Raw genomic sequence first — 16,066 nt, 5'->3', positions numbered from 1 at the left:
CTTATTTGAAAACTACATATAGTTTTCGATGCTTGGGCAAGAACACATGAGGTTCTTATCACCATAAGCGTCATCGACACGTGCTACACTCGGCCAGAACTTATGGGCGCGGATATAAGGCAGTGGGAATGCTGCTGTGTCACGGCTGTATGGGTGCGTCCATTCGCTGTTGGTGACCATCGCCGCGGTATGCGGCGCGTTGACTAGTGGGTTGTCTTCTAACGTCCAACCCTCTTCGCCAGCTTTGGCTTTCATTGCTTCGGCTTTGATAGATTTTAGGGCACTGATGAAACGATCTAATTCTTCTTTAGATTCAGACTCAGTTGGTTCAATCATCAAGGTACCCGCAACTGGGAAGCTCATCGTTGGTGAGTGGAAACCGTAATCCATCAAGCGCTTAGCAATATCGCTTTCACTGATGCCCGTCTCTTCTTTCAACGGACGAATATCGATGATACATTCGTGAGCAACGCGACCGTTTTTGCCCGTATAAAGGACAGGGTAGTGGTCTTTTAATTGAGCAGCGACATAGTTAGCATTTAATAGCGCAAGCTCAGTGGCTTTTAGCAGACCATCACGACCCATCATGGCAATGTACATCCATGAAATTGGTAAAATACTTGCTGAACCATAAGGGGCTGCTGATACGGCCGAGCAGTCTTTTTGCGCATTATGCACAGGGCTCAATGTATGATTGGCCATAAAGGGTGCTAAATGCGACTTCATGCCGATAGGGCCCATGCCTGGACCGCCGCCGCCATGCGGGATGCAGAAGGTTTTATGCAAGTTCATGTGTAATACATCAGCGCCAACGTCAGCCGGTTGCATCATGCCAACCTGTGCATTCATATTGGCACCATCCATATAAACTTGACCGCCATGTTTATGGATAAGGTCACAGATTTTACGGATGCCTTCTTCAAACACGCCATGCGTTGATGGATAAGTAATCATCAATGCACCTAGATTGGCACTGTTTTCTTCACACTTAGCAGTTAGATCATCGATATCAACGTTACCATTGTCATCAGTTTTAACCACGATTACTTTCATACCCATCATCATAGCCGTCGCAGGGTTGGTACCGTGCGCTGACTGAGGGATTAAACAAACATCACGGTCAGTTTCACCCAATGATTCGTGATAACGGCGAATCGCTAGCAGACCAGCATACTCACCTGAAGCGCCAGAGTTTGGCTGCATAGACACATCATCAAAACCAGTAATGGCTTTCAACTGGTCTTGCAAGCTATCAATCATGGCAACATAACCTGTGACTTGGTCACGTGGTGCAAAAGGATGCACATTAGCAAATTCAGGCCAAGTAATCGGTAGCATTTCACTGGTGGCATTCAGTTTCATGGTACAGCTACCCAATGAAATCATGCTGCGGTTCATTGCCAAATCTTTGTCTTCAAGCGATTTTAAATAACGCAGCATTTCATGTTCGGTATGATGCGAGTTAAATACTGGATGCGTCAAGATAGCGTCAGTACGCAAGTGCGCACTATCAAGAGAAACGCGAGCGTCTTCTGGTAGGTCATGTGCTTTACTAACAAACAGCTGAGTTAATACGCTAAAGTCATGTTGATCGCTGGTTTCACTAAACGCGACGCTTAATTTGGTTTCACCAAGACGCCATAAGTTATAGCCTACATTGTCAGCATTTTCGAAAATTTGAGTGGCCAGTTTTTCTGATCCACAATCAACGACGACGCTGTCAAAGAATTGGTCATGTACGACATTTAAGTTGCTGTCGTTGGCATTTTTGATGATATCAGCAAAGGCAGTCGCAAAGGCATGGATACGAGTAGCGATACGCTTCACGCCACCTGGGCCATGATAAACGGCATACATACCGGCTAGGTTGGCAAGCAATACTTGTGAGGTACAAATGTTTGAGTTGGCTTTTTCGCGGCGGATATGCTGCTCACGAGTTTGTAGTGCCATACGTAGGGCAGTATTACCTTGTGAGTCTTTAGAGACGCCGATGATACGACCAGGAGCTGAGCGCTTAGCTTTGTCAGAGAAGGCAAAGTAAGCAGCATGTGGACCACCAAAGCCCATTGGGATACCAAAACGCTGCGTGCTACCTAAAGCGACGTCTGCGCCCATATCTGCTGGTGATTTTAATAATACTAAGCTCATGATGTCACTGACGACACTCACGTAGGTTTTGTTTTTCTTCACAGCAGCGATGACGTCGGTTAAATCTTTAACATCGCCTTCAACACCGACATATTGGAATAGCGCACCAAAATAATCGCCTGATTTAGCCAGTTCGAAATCACCAACCACCACTTCCCAACCAAAGTACTTGGCACGGGTATTAATAACATCTAAGGTTTGTGGATAGATACGGTCATCAACAAAAAACTGCGTTGATTTGCTTTTGCTGACACGCTTTGACATTGCCATGGCTTCTGCGGCAGCCGTTGCTTCATCAAGCAAGGATGCGCCAGCAAGCTCAAGACCAGTCAAATCAATACATACTTGTTGGAAGTTAAGCAAGGCTTCTAAGCGACCTTGGGCAATCTCTGCCTGATAAGGCGTATAAGCGGTATACCAGCCTGGATTTTCAAGTACATTGCGCTGAATGACCGCAGGCATACGCACAGGCGAGTAGCCTTGACCGATATAGCTTTTATTAACAGTGATGTCATCTGCCATGGTACGCAATTTGGCAAGCGCGGCATGCTCACTCATCGCCACTGGCAAATCTAGCTCTTTATGCAAGCGCACGGGCTCAGGCACGGTATCGTTGATGAAGCTCGCCATGTCTTGATAACCAACGGCACTGAGCAGGTCAGCTTGCTTGGTCTCATTAGAGCCTAGATGACGATAGACAAATTCAGCTTCGTTGAATAAACCTTTAAAGGTATCAAACGTTGGGTTTTGCGAGATAGTCATGACAATCCTTGGTTAAGGGAGTAATAAAGGGTGGCTAAAATAAATAGTAATAACAACTAATGACGATTTAAGATTTTATACGTAATGAACAAATTGTTTTTGGTCAAAGCGGAACTGGCTGTTGTAAACGCCATTATCAGCGCGCTCACCAGCACCAATCATCATAATGATATGTTGATCGTTACTTAAATTTAATAAGCGCTTCATGGCAGGCTCATCAAAGCCACCCATCGGACAGCTATCAAAGCCATGCGCGCGTAGGGCAAGCATTAGGTTTTCAGCCGCAAGGGCAGTATTGTTGGTTGCCCAGTTTTTGGTGTCTTCAAAAGTATAGTAAGGTGATTTAATCGGACCTTTTACCCGTCTGACCACTTGAGTCGCACCCCATTTAGCCGCTGATACCACATTGGCAGGTCCTCGTAAGAAGTCCATGGCAACGACTTTGGTATAATAGTCTTTGACTTTTTTTGGTACTGGCTTATCAGGGTATTCGCGCAATATTTGCTTGGCATGGTCATGCCACACATCGGTGCGCGCAACGACTGCGATTAAACGAGCGGCGGTTTTCGCTGCATTTTGATTCATGCAGTTTTTCACCGCGCGTTTGCGCTTGTCCGCATCATCAATCACATAAAATTCCCACGGCTGTAGATTGCTAGAATTTGGCGCAAGCATGGCCAAACGCAAACAGTCTGCTAACACATCATCAGGTATCTTTGTGTCGGTAAAGCGGCGGACTGAACGACGTGATTCAACCACCTCGCGAAACGCTTGTAGCTGCGGTGTATTATCAGGCGTGGCAAATTTTTCTTGAGAACTTGCTTGAGCGTTTGCTTGATTATCAGTGTCAGGGGTCATATGAGAATCCATGCTGGAGATTAAGTGATCAACTTGGGGCAGTATTGAGTACGTCTCTTTAATAGCGCCTGACAAGTAATTGATATGAATAAATCAGATAGCGATTGGACGCAATAAATTGAGCGATAAGCATTCTAAGAAAAAGTGTACAGATATCAGCTGACGCCAATATCTGTCATAACAAGCTATGTTTTTTAAGGTTATAAGTAGCGGCATTTAAATAAAACATCGCTTTTAAAGCGAGAGAGTGAAGCTGATATTACAGCTCGCTTTCGTACTCATCAGCGGTTAGCAGTGCTTCATAGTCAGCGATGTTGTCAGGCTTCATTCTAAAGAACCAACCTTCGCCATATGGGTCAGAGTTGATGATTTCTGGATCGTCTTCTAGGGCTTCGTTGATCGCAACGACTTCACCTGAGATAGGCGCATAAACGTCAGAAGCAGCTTTTACTGATTCAACAACAGAGATTTCGTCATCAACAGCGATGATGTCGCCCACGTCTGGTAATTCAACAAACACCACGTCACCCAATAGGTCTTGAGCATGGTCAGTGATACCAACAGTGATAGTACCGTCGTCTTCTAAGCGTAACCACTCGTGGCTGGCGATGTATTTTAGTTCTGCTGGGATATTGCTCATGGTCTCTCTCCTAAGTGATAGAGGATGGTTAACAAAAATAGTGGACGTTAATAATAGGGTTTATAATGCCTACGAGTCAAACTGCTGTTTGCCATTACGGACAAACGGTAGCTTAAGAACACGCACATCAACGAACTTGCCTTTGCCGCGCAGATCGACCTGAACGCTATCATCATCTGATACGCTGGCAGGCACACGGGCAATCGCAATTGAGTTTTTTAGGCTAGGGGAGAAGGTGCCACTGGTGATAATGCCCGTTTGCTCATTGTCCGTGCCTTGATTGATGGTGACTGTCATGCCTTCACGCAATACGCCGCGCGTCGTTAGCAATAAGCCAACTTGCTTCATGGCAGAGCTATCGTCTTTTGACTGTTGGCGTTTACTAACTAAAGCATCACGACCGACAAAATCACGCTCGTCTTTAAGCGCGAGTGTCCAGCCCATGTTGCATTCGTAAGGACTGACGTTGTCGTCCATGTCATGACCATAGAGGTTCATGCCAGCTTCCATGCGCAAGGTATCACGCGCGCCAAGACCGGCAGGTTTGATGCCATTGGCTTTTAATTGTTCAAAAAACGCTGGTGCATCATCACCATGCATAATGACTTCGACGCCATCTTCACCGGTATAGCCAGTACGAGCGACGAACCAATCTTTGCCTTCGATGTCCGTTAAATCAGCACCAACGAAAGGCTTAAGACCAGCTAAAGTATCTGCCCAGCTAGGTTTGGTTTGCGCGAGTTTTTCAACAGCGTTTGGTCCTTGCACGGCAATCATCGCAAGCTCTGGACGCTCAGTGATGCTGATGTCAAAACCTTCGGCGACTTTATCAAATTGCGCCATGTCTTTATCACGAGTAGCAGCGTTTGAGACGATACGATATTCAGTAGCGTCTTCGTTCATTAGGTAAACGATTAAGTCATCGATGACGCCACCTTGCTCGTTGAGCATGCCAGAATATAGCGCTTTACCGACGGTTTTGAGTTTATCGACATCATTGGCCAGTAGCTTTTGTAGCCATGCTTTGGTATCGCTACCTGTGACATCAGCGACGACCATATGTGAGACATCAAACATACCAGCATCAGTACGCACCGCTTCGTGCTCTTCGATTTGCGAACCATAATGGATTGGTAATTCCCAACCAGAAAAATCCACCAGCTTGCCGTCACTATCAACGTGAGACTGATAAAGAGGTGTGCGTTTAGGGGTTGAATTGTTGGCGCTTTGAGCAGTATTATCTTGAGTAGTGGTCATAACAAATCCTTATGTGGACATCAGCTGCATTCGATAACCAGTCGTAAAAACAAGTATCAAAGTATGAGGGCTGATGTGCCTTATCATAGTAGCGAGAAGCAATATTGCAAGGTGCAAACATTGCAACCAAGGGTAGCACAGAAAAATAGCGCAATCCGCCAAACAAACGCTGAACGTCGGTTTAAGCAAAAGCCCTATCTGTCCTGTAACCTGAGATTTTCAACACGAACCATCATTGCACGTTTTTAAAAGCATCAGCCTTAAAAAACCAAATTAAATGATGTCGCATTTTCTCCCCTTCGGTGGGTAAGGCGTCGTCCGTCCTTACCGCTCTCCAGATTTGTTATGCCTTATGTTTGGGTGTGCTACGCAATTGACGGTAGACAGTGAAACAGTCGTGACATGTGTTTTTCAGTCCTTTTACCTGAGCGATTGGCAGGGTGGATGCGCCTTCGGTGGTCAAGTAGCAACTATCAGCGCCAGCTCATTAATATGAACGCACCTGATATTGTGCTCAAGACTCTCTCCTGAAAAACGCTTTTATTATGAAAGGTTCACCGCGCTTTTACAAGTCATCTAGGCGATTAAAGTGAATAATTTTGGCAAAAATGATTTTTTGTGAGAATAATCAATACCGTATCGATAAGTAAAGCGTTTTACGTTTGGTAGGTAGTAGTCAATTTAGCACGAATGCCCATCGTAAAACGTAAAGCGACTACTGATATTCACCCAAAATATGCTAATCTATGGCGATAGTTTCTGGTAGGTCATTATTATGCATTGTGATATTTATAAATTCCCCAAACATAACGATATGTATGTCTATATTGCCCGTCCTGATTATCCTGACGATACCGACGAGATTAAAGATTGGCTTGGCGTATTACCAAAAGATTTTCGTGCCAGTTTAGGGCGCAGTAAATTTGTGATGCACTTGGACTTAGCCACTACGCCGACGCTTGCGCGCGTTGATAAAGCAGAGGTACTGGCAAAATTACAGTCGCAAGGGTATTTTGTACAAATGCCACCGCAAGATGTGATGCGCCGCCAAGCGGAATTACGTGCGCGTGAAGCACAAGACAATATTTATGATTAATGGGTATTTTTGAAGCGAGTTTTTAATCAGCCTCTTTTGACTATGTTGCATGACAGCCAGCAAGAAAAAGTTTACGACACATTTGCGCTCATGCATTTTGGTAGAAAGTCGTGATAAACTAGCAGGCTATATGAGTGACAAGACAAAAAATACGTGGCGAGGCAAAAGGTCGTTTTTCAAGTGCTTATGTCTTAATTGCTTTTGACGATAATGTATTCGATATTATGGTTCGTTGAAATAGCACACTGTCTATCGTTAAGCGCGTAAACGCGCTGCACAATTTATAAACGCAGGTAACTACACACGCATGGACTGGTTAAAAGGTATTATAAACAGCTTACCGCTGGAAGCCATTAGTGATATTCTCGGCGAAATTGCTATTTGGTGGGGACAGCTGGTAAAAGACGTGCCACCCGCAGACTTACCGATGTACGCGTATTTGGGTGGTGTCGTTATTGTGTTGGTATTGTGGTTGCTGGTCGCTCGTATGCTGCCGCGGCCGTTGGGCGGTATGAGTTGGATGATATTGTTTGCTGTGTTATTGGCACCAGGTACTGCCCTTGGCGATCCAAGTGTGATTGCCCCTGCTAGTATCGCCGTGGTTTATGCGATTATGATGAAGGACACGGCTGGCGCGATTACCAATATGCTGCCGATACTCGTCGTGTTAGTGGTTGGCTTGTTTGTGGGCTTCGTCTGGCAGCTTATTCGCGGTGCTTTTGAGTCAAGTCTAGACAAAGCGCGTAGTCGTACCGCAGAAGATACACAAGCGACCATGCAGCTGACGACTGGCAATTATTTGACAGAAGGCACGACTTTAACCGACCAAGCCACTGTGGCTGAACCGTCGAATAAAACGCCTTTAGCGGCTAATCCTAAAGCAGACGTTAGCTTAAAAAAAGACAGTAGTTGAGCTAAAAAGCCTAATATGGAAAAGCTTGATAAGTAGTAAATTAATATTAACAAAGTGTCATCAGAAAAATGACGTCAGTAAAGTGATATTAAAGTTTTGCTAGCGATGGTTGGATCTGTGCTTTAGGTTCATAGTGGCTACATAAAAGACGCTATCAATAAAAATATTGTGAATGAAAAGCACCATAAAAAAGACACCATGCGTGTCTTTTTTTATGAAAAAATGTTTTATGACTGTGCCGACCAACCGTCAAAAGGCGTTCAAGGCATCTATTGTTTTTCAACAACTGCGAACGCATGAGTATTTTGGCAATCAATCATGCTGTGCTAATCTAAATGATTATTTATTTGCCATCAATTGCCTTTAATTCTTTCCTGGCTCTTGATAGCCCTAATCTATAACAATAACTGAGACTTGATTATGAGCACGACTGATAAAACGAAAAAAAGCTTTACTGGTACGCAAAATTATATTGCCACTGACGATTTGCAGTTGGCGGTCAACGCCGCGATGACGTTACAAAAACCACTATTGATTAAAGGCGAGCCGGGCACCGGTAAGACATTATTGGCGGAGGAGGTCGCTGAAAGCTTAGGGATGCCGCTGATTACATGGCACATTAAGTCAACCACCAAAGCGGAGCAAGGGTTGTATGAGTACGATGCCGTATCGCGCTTGCGTGACTCGCAACTGGGTGATGATAAGGTTTATGAGATTGGCAATTATATCAAACCCGGCAAGCTATGGGAGGCATTTACCAGTAACGAGCGTAGTGTGTTGTTGATTGATGAAATTGATAAAGCCGATATCGAGTTCCCAAATGACTTGCTGCATGAGCTTGATAAAATGTCTTTTTATGTCTATGAGACGGGAGAAACCATCACTGCTGCGCAGCGTCCTGTGGTCATTATCACTTCAAACAATGAAAAAGAGTTGCCCGATGCTTTCTTGCGTCGTTGCTTCTTCCATTATATTGACTTCCCAGAAGAAGAAACCATGCGTCAAATCATCGACGTTCATTTCCCTAATATCCAAGAAAAATTGGTCAATGATGCGCTGGATATTTTTTATAAACTGCGTAATGTCCAAGGGCTTAAAAAGCCACCATCAACCTCAGAATTGGTCGATTGGCTGACGCTGTTATTGGCTGATGATATGGCTCAAGCAGAGTTAGAAGAAAACTTGCGCGGTGAGAAGTCTATTCCGCCGTTATATGGTGCGCTACTGAAAAACGAAGCCGATGTGAGTTTATTGCAGCGTTTTGCCAATATGATGCGTCGTTAAGCAACAGCTCGTTTGTCATCATTGACGCTAATGAAGCAGTCCAACTCATAACTAGATCAGCCAATAAGTGATGCGACTTTTATGTTTATCAAATTGTTCTATACCTTGCGTACTTACGGCGTGCCAGTCAGTACGCGTGAGCTGCTTGACCTAAATGCTGCGTTAGATCAAGGGCTGATGATGCAGCCGCATCCTGAAAACCCCGAGCTGTCTACCTTTGGCAGTCGCGAGGATATGTATCGACTGATTCGGCTTTGTATGGTCAAAGACGAGCGTCACTTTGATAAATTTGACCGTGCCATGGCAGATTATTTTGAGGGTGTCGACAGCCTTGATATGGATGAGCTGCTCGCAAAGTTGACGGACATTCCTAAAGAGTGGCTGGAGTTAAAGCTTGATCCAAAAAATCTGACCGAAGAGCAGCGGCGCTTGCTAAAGAAATACGGTTCATTAGAGGAGCTAATGAAAGCGCTAGAAGAGCGTCTGAAAGAACAAAAAGAGCGTCATCAAGGCGGTAGTAAATGGGTCGGCACTGGCGGCACATCACCATTTGGTGCCTATGGTGACCATCCAGAAGGCGTGCGCGTTGGCGGTGAGTCGCGTAAACGTAGCGCTGCTAAAGTCTGGGAGCAGCGTAAATATCGCAATCTCGATGATGACAATCAGCTTGGTACCCGTCAAATCCAAATGGCACTACGAAACTTGCGCCAGTTTGCCCGTACCGGCAGCGCCGATGAGCTAGATATTCACGAAACCATTAAGCGCACCGCCAAAAAAGGCGTGCTCGATATCCATATGCAAGCTGAGCGCCGCAATCGCGTCAAAGTACTGATGCTGTTCGATGTGGGCGGCAGTATGGATGTTCATGTTGAAGCCTTAGAAAAGCTATTTTCAGCGGCTAGAAATGAATTTAAAACCTTAGAGTTTTTTTACTTTCATAACTGTCTTTATGACTATGTTTGGAAGGACAATGATCGTCGCCATAGTGCCCCCATGCCAACGTATGAACTGCTCAACAAATACGGTCGCGAGTATCGCGTTATCTTCGTCGGTGATGCCTCAATGTCGCCATATGAGCTGATGACAGTTGGTGGCAGCGTTGAATATATGAACAATGAGGCGGGTATTGTTTGGCTCAAGCGGGTGCTCGCGCATTTCGATAAAGTCGCTTGGCTCAACCCTGAAGATCCAGCGTACTGGCAATATACCCAAACCATCGTTGAAATTAAGAAACTATTCGACAATAAAATGTATCCGATGACTTTACATGGGATAGAAGAGATGACCAACTATCTAGCGCGTTAATTTTGACGTTTGGATAAAGATACGCCCTAATTTATAAAACCTGTTAATCCCTATATTTTCTGATAAAAGCAGCCGTTATGACAGCATAGCGGCTGCTTTTTTGTCGAAAATAATCAGTTTTGCAGTCACACGGCATTGGTATAAGCAGCAAAATATGATAACATTCATTTTAAATGAATCTTCTAGAGGCGTTTTGACTGGTTCGGCAAAAAATTTGATGACAAGAATTTGATAATTGTTTGTAAAAATCAGTCGTCGTTACTTATTTAAGCACTTCATTTTTCATATGTAAATCAACCAACCAACCAATCAATGTAATGAACTTATGCCATTTCCAATCATTTTAGTAGCAAAAAAGCGCGTGCAAGTACTACATTCAGTAGACTAAACGAGTTTGACAGCGCTCCTCATATGTTTTGGAATTGGTACTAATAAGAGAGACAGTATGGCTTCACCAAAGACTTTAGAAATCGTCACCGCAACTGTTCCCGTCCTTGAAGAGCATGGAACGGCAATCACCACGGTGTTTTATAAAAATATGTTTGAAGAGCATCCTGAGCTGTTGGACATCTTTAACGAAACCAATCAAAAATTGGGTCGTCAACAGACGGCTCTAGCGACGACCGTGTTAGCCGCTGCTAAGCACTTGGATAAATTGGCGACGTTATTGCCACAGGTCACGCAAATCAGCCATAAGCATCGTGCTCTACAGATTTTGCCTGAGCATTATCCTATCGTTGGTAAGCATTTAATCGGTGCAATCAAGGAAGTGCTGGGGGAGGCTGCCAATGACGATATCATCGATGCTTGGACTGAAGCTTATGATGAGATTGCCTCAGTATTTATCCAGATTGAACATGGCATGTATGAGGAGGCGATGTGGCAGGGTTTTGCGCCTTTTGTAGTGACTAAAAAGGTAGCAGCTGCTACCGATATTGCGGCCTTTACAGTTGTACCAGCCAAGGATAATGCAGAAAGTCATCAAGAGATCGACCTGAGCAAATTGACTTTAACCGCAGGTCAGTACATCACAGTGAAAACAGATCCAAAAGACAGTGACCATGTTGCGCTACGTCATTACTCTTTGTACTCTGCTAGTACCGATGCAGGCATTCAGTTTGCGGTCAGACGCGATAACCGCAATGAGCATCATGGTTTGGTCTCTAACTATATGCACGACCAATTAGAAGTGGGTGACACGGTTTTATTATCGGCACCAGCAGGTGACTTTGCGCTCAATCAAGACTTGGTACAGCAAAATGAGATTCCGCTAGTATTGATGAGTGCTGGTGTTGGTGTAACCCCTGTGCTATCTATGTTGGAGGCACAAGTATTAGCCAATCCAAAACGACCTATTATCTGGGTTTATGCTTGCCAAAATGATGTGCATCACGCTTTCAATACTGAAGTGGAGACGCTGTTAGAAAAGGCTGAGACTGTAGAAAAGCATGTCTTCTATTTTGAGTCTGGACAACTATTAGATGAGGCGTGGCTTGCTCAATTACCTAAGCCTGCTGATATTTATGTCTGTGGCTCGATGCCATTTATGGAAAGCATGATCGATGGGCTAGTGACGCTAGATCATGGCGTCGATAGCGTTCATTATGAACCGTTTGGTCCCAAGATGAGTTTGGGCGGCTAATTTTAGCTATTGTTAGCCATTAACTGTTGCTATTAATAAAAAAAGCACTTGGATGACAAAGTCGTCTCAAGTGCTTTTTATTCAGTGCAATTTATCTTATTTTTATCACTATTTTAAAAATGGATACATCTTTAAAAACAAATACATCGCCTAATCTTTATTTTCAACCAATCCAACCATCACACCCATCTCTTTTTTATCATGCTTATCAATGCTGGGCGCATATAATGCTGACGCAATCCCGCCATCTAAAAACAGAGCATTCGGACAGTTTAAGTCATTCTTAAATAACGATGCAAATTGATAAAATGTCACCGGCTCATCGCTATTGACAAATTTTATGTGGCCGTCATCGCAAACACCTGCGCCATTACGAATCTTGAATGAGGTGCTATCAGGATTAAACTGTGGATGTATCTCGTTATTGATAACCAACATAGGACCTGATTGGGTGGCATACCAAGGCTTCGCTTCGCCGCTGTTAAGCTGCTCGTTTAAGGCGTTGCTTTCCGTAATTTGCACGTTGCCCAATTTATCCCACCACATCACGCCGTTGGGTAATAAGTGAAAATTGCCACCGCCTTCTTTGAGATTTAGCGATTTGATCTCTTCACCATCAATGATGGTATAACCAATCGGTGCATAGTTCTCATTGTACATACCTGCATTCATAGCAAAGCTCAGCGCTTGATTTGAGGGCAATGTGGCTAATAACGTCTCAAAGGTGAGTAACGATTTCGTACTATCAGGCTGCTGCCAAAACAATTTCAATGAATAGCGGCCATCCGTCAAAGCTTCAGCATCAATGCTACAAACACTATAAGAAAATGGTGCATCTTGAGTCTGACACGACCATTTTTGTATCTCGCTGTCAGCAGCATCAGTGCTTATCGGTTGGCAAGCACTGACACTTAGCAAGAGTAGGGCGACTGCTCCTAAAGGTAAGGGAAGAGCGAAATTTGGCATCAATGATATATCTTTTATAGTATGGAGTGAGATATAAATAGTCAGGGCTCACGGATTTTTAATCGCTATTTCTTAATCACTGCTAGGCGGAAATTCGCGAAAAGTATTGTTGACGTTACCGATTAACTGCCCACCGCCAGTGATACTCGCAAAGTTGCCAAGGCTCTGTTCCACCGATGTGGTGGTTTCTCTACCTTTATCCCGTGAGTCTTTATTATAAGCAATGAGGGCGTCATCATTGGCTAAAAAGCTATCTGGGTTCGCCATTACCCACATCTGATTAAATACATCTGCGCGGGCGCTATTATTGAGTAGCGCTCCCTTATCCGTAAAATAAAAGAACTTCGATAATAGTTTTATCTGCCCATCATCGAGGCGGCGCGCGATATGATACGGTTGTAATTGGCTTGGGTGTTGTAAGCCGACCGCGCCAACGATACTGGCTAGGGATTTTAGGGTGTTTTTATGGAAGCTTGCGACGCGCTCAGCTTTGCTTGGTACATCCAGCGCTTTTTGACGATACGGGTCTTGGGTGGCAACGCCAGTCGGGCAAGTGTTGGTATGGCACGAACGTGACTGAATACAGCCAACAGCAAACATAAAGCCGCGCGCTGAATTACACCAGTCTGCGCCCAAGGCAATCATACGAGCAATATCGAAACCAGAGACGATTTTACCGCTCACACCAAGTTTGATTTTATCGCGAATGCCTGCGCCGACTAAAGTATTGTGTATTAATAAAAACCCTTCAACCATCGGCATGCCGACATTGTCCATGAATTCGACAGGCGCCGCGCCAGTACCACCTTCTGCGCCATCGATGACGATGAAATCAGGGTAGTTATCGGTTTCGATCATGGCTTTCACAATGGCCATAAACTGCCAAGGCTGACCAACACAAAGTTTGAAGCCCACAGGTTTGCCGCCTGATAACTCGCGCAGTTGTTGCCAAAAAGCCACCAATTCTCGCGGGGTACTAAAGGCGGTATGCGACGAGGGCGACACACAATCTTGACCTGTCGGTACTTGACGGGTATCAGCGATTTCTTGGGTGATTTTCTCCGCGGGTAGCACGCCACCTTTACCAGGTTTTGCCCCTTGAGATAATTTGATTTCAATCATTTTTACTTGTGGATCAACCGCTTTTTCGGCAAAAGACTGCGGGTCAAAATTGCCACTATCATCACGGCAACCAAAATACCCTGTACCTAGCTCCCAAATCAAATCACCACCGAACTTGCGATGATAAGGGCTGATAGCCCCTTCACCCGTATCATGAGTAAAGCCGCCCATTTTTGCGCCTTGATTGAGCGCCATAATCGCGTTAGCCGATAAGCTGCCAAAGCTCATCGCCGATATATTAAATACCGACATATCATGGGGCTGCTGACAACGCTCACCGCCAACCATAATACGAAAATCTTTGTTTTCTAAAGGTTGGCTAATCGCTGATTGTAAAAACCATTCTTTACCATTGGTGTATAAATTATCTAACGTACCAAAGGCATTGGTGTCGCTGACGTTCTTAGCACGTTGGTAAATTAGCGCCCGCTGCTGGCGTGAAAACGGTACTTGCTCTTTATCATTTTCTAGTAAATATTGACGAATTTCAGGACGAAAGTCTTCAAGCACATAACGAATATGTCCGGCAACGGGATAGTTTTTCAAAATAGCATGCTTTGATTGTATGACGTCATAAATCCCCAAGCATACCCCAAACCCACCGAGAATAATTAACCACCAATTTAGCAATAGTAGACCTGCTAAAAATATTAATATAGCAGCGCCAAAGGTGCTATAACGCAGCAATAAGCCGACCAAATACGGAGAGTTGGTTTTAGGTTCAGGATTTAGATTGGTACGAGATTGGGGCATGGCTACACTCAACAGTAATACATAAATATTAAAAAGGTGACAATGATTTAAAGAGAGAGTAGGGTAAAAACCACCCTCTTATGACCATTATTGTTAGACACTGACAAAGCGCTCAGATTTATCGCCTACATCATACACATATGATATCACTGCATAGCAGTAATTGGGTAACAGAGTGCTACTGTTAATGTTGCTAGTGGCGTGATTTTAACAGACAACTTGTACCAAAGTTTTCTGCTCGTCGATCACTTTAAGCTTAATCTCAACGGGCAAAAATTGCTGAATGAGCCATGCTTGGGTTTCAGTGTGCTTACTAACGACACGCGCGGTAAACTCGCCACCGCCTGCTAAAGTCAAGGGTAAGAGTAATTGATCGGTTAAGTATTCATCGACCAGTGAGTCGGTGTTAAATATATAACGTTTGACTAAGCCTGATAAACGACAAACTATCTTTTCCGCTGAGCTGCGTTTTTCTCCTAGTAAAGTAAACACCTCGGAGTGATATTCTTTATGATTTTGGGTGTCAGAAACCTCATGAGTGACTTGTGCATAGCAGCTATTGCCTTCACCAATGCCTTGCAATTTATGACTATGAGTGGTTATCAGCGTTTCATCAATTCCCGATTCGACCAATGATGCTTTTGCGCTGGCAAGCTCACGTTTGCAAATGTCGTACTCTAGATTGAGCACGCTCGCGACCAGCTCTATACCGATAAGCTTACCGCGTTTAGTCAGGTTAAATTGTGAAGCGCTTGCATGGCGCATAAATGGCGTTATCGTCGCTTTAATCATGCCGCCACCAATAGGCGCAAACCCTGCTTGCACGCATTCGATACCCACGTGCATACCCAATTTCGCTAATGTAGGGACGAACGCTTGCTGCAAAAAGTCCGTGGTTGGCGCGAGTGGATTGTGCGTGCCGCCTTTTATTGTTACGGTTGATACCGTTTGCGTGTTGGTATTGGCAAACAATAACGTTGGCAATAGTGTTTGCAGCACAAGACTGGTGCTGCCTGCTGAGCCAATATCAAACGTATAATTGCCAGATTGTATAGTATTAGGAGTAAAGCGGAACGATGCGCTGCCCAAAACTGCACCTGTCACGGTGGCATTTGATATTTGCTGCGAGGCTTGTACACACATCAAGTGCTGACGCATCAATCCCGATTTGGCTCGCCCAGCGCGGATATTAAACATTTCAATGGGTATACCTGTCAACATCGATAATGATAGAGCGGTACGAATGATTTGTCCGCCACCTTCGCCAGTGCTGCCGTCGATTTTTAGGGTTTTGGGTTTTGTTGTAGTCATGATTATTTA

Annotated in this window: 12 protein-coding genes and 2 riboswitches; of the genes, 5 read left to right on the top strand and 7 right to left on the bottom strand. The window is 44.5% G+C overall.

Annotated elements, in window-relative coordinates; genetic code table 11:
- Positions 1-12 precede the first annotated feature (12 nt).
- The 4 genes from gcvP to gcvT form a co-directional block, all read right to left on the bottom strand.
- Entirely contained in the window at positions 13-2,910 is a 2,898-nt protein-coding gene (gcvP, locus tag Q6344_09000) for an aminomethyl-transferring glycine dehydrogenase (protein WLG12744.1), read from the bottom strand.
- Between the two features lie 75 nt (positions 2,911-2,985).
- Positions 2,986-3,768, bottom strand: coding sequence for a nitroreductase family protein (locus tag Q6344_08995; GenBank protein WLG12743.1), 783 nt, complete (start codon positions 3,766-3,768; stop codon positions 2,986-2,988).
- A gap of 259 nt (positions 3,769-4,027) precedes the next feature.
- Positions 4,028-4,408 carry a glycine cleavage system protein GcvH gene (gene gcvH, locus Q6344_08990; protein WLG12742.1) on the bottom strand — a complete coding sequence of 127 codons (381 nt, stop codon included), beginning with the start codon at positions 4,406-4,408 and terminating at the stop codon, positions 4,028-4,030.
- Positions 4,409-4,477: 69 nt separating this feature from the next.
- Entirely contained in the window at positions 4,478-5,665 is a 1,188-nt protein-coding gene (gene gcvT / locus Q6344_08985) for a glycine cleavage system aminomethyltransferase GcvT (GenBank protein WLG12741.1), read from the bottom strand.
- Between the two features lie 188 nt (positions 5,666-5,853).
- Positions 5,854-6,013: riboswitch (glycine riboswitch) on the bottom strand.
- A gap of 54 nt (positions 6,014-6,067) precedes the next feature.
- Positions 6,068-6,205: riboswitch (glycine riboswitch) on the bottom strand.
- Positions 6,206-6,440: 235 nt separating this feature from the next.
- Here gcvT and Q6344_08980 point away from each other — a divergent pair.
- The 5 genes from Q6344_08980 (at position 6,441) to Q6344_08960 (ending at position 11,905) form a co-directional block, all read left to right on the top strand.
- Positions 6,441-6,761 (top strand): YcgL domain-containing protein, encoded by a 321-nt coding sequence (locus Q6344_08980; protein ID WLG12740.1) that lies wholly within the window; start codon positions 6,441-6,443, stop codon positions 6,759-6,761.
- A 307-nt stretch (positions 6,762-7,068) separates the two neighbouring features.
- Positions 7,069-7,674 (top strand): hypothetical protein, encoded by a 606-nt coding sequence (locus Q6344_08975; GenBank protein WLG12739.1) that lies wholly within the window; start codon positions 7,069-7,071, stop codon positions 7,672-7,674.
- Positions 7,675-8,094: 420 nt separating this feature from the next.
- Positions 8,095-8,958 carry a MoxR family ATPase gene (locus Q6344_08970; protein WLG12738.1) on the top strand — a complete coding sequence of 288 codons (864 nt, stop codon included), beginning with the start codon at positions 8,095-8,097 and terminating at the stop codon, positions 8,956-8,958.
- A gap of 81 nt (positions 8,959-9,039) precedes the next feature.
- Positions 9,040-10,263 (top strand): VWA domain-containing protein, encoded by a 1,224-nt coding sequence (locus Q6344_08965; protein WLG12737.1) that lies wholly within the window; start codon positions 9,040-9,042, stop codon positions 10,261-10,263.
- A 445-nt stretch (positions 10,264-10,708) separates the two neighbouring features.
- Complete coding sequence (locus Q6344_08960) at positions 10,709-11,905, top strand: globin domain-containing protein (protein ID WLG12736.1); 1,197 nt, start codon at positions 10,709-10,711, stop codon at positions 11,903-11,905.
- Between the two features lie 150 nt (positions 11,906-12,055).
- On the opposite strand, the gene Q6344_08955 is transcribed toward Q6344_08960, so the two are convergent.
- The 3 genes from Q6344_08955 to rtcA all read right to left on the bottom strand — a co-directional run bounded on the left by Q6344_08955 (position 12,056) and on the right by rtcA (position 16,057).
- Complete coding sequence (locus tag Q6344_08955; GenBank protein ID WLG12735.1) at positions 12,056-12,871, bottom strand: phosphodiester glycosidase family protein; 816 nt, start codon at positions 12,869-12,871, stop codon at positions 12,056-12,058.
- 72 nt (positions 12,872-12,943) lie between these two features.
- The gene (locus tag Q6344_08950; protein WLG12734.1) at positions 12,944-14,746 is read right to left on the bottom strand and encodes an FMN-binding glutamate synthase family protein; all 1,803 of its coding nucleotides are present in this window, start codon (positions 14,744-14,746) and stop codon (positions 12,944-12,946) included.
- Between the two features lie 207 nt (positions 14,747-14,953).
- A complete protein-coding gene (gene rtcA / locus Q6344_08945; GenBank protein WLG12733.1) occupies positions 14,954-16,057 on the bottom strand; it encodes an RNA 3'-terminal phosphate cyclase in 1,104 nt (367 codons plus the stop codon).
- Positions 16,058-16,066: the final 9 nt, after the last annotated feature.

Origin of the sequence: Psychrobacter cibarius (assembly GCA_030686115.1) — a bacterium.
Taxonomy (GTDB): Bacteria; Pseudomonadota; Gammaproteobacteria; order Pseudomonadales; family Moraxellaceae; genus Psychrobacter; species Psychrobacter cibarius_C.
This window is presented reverse-complemented; position numbering and strand designations above follow the sequence as displayed.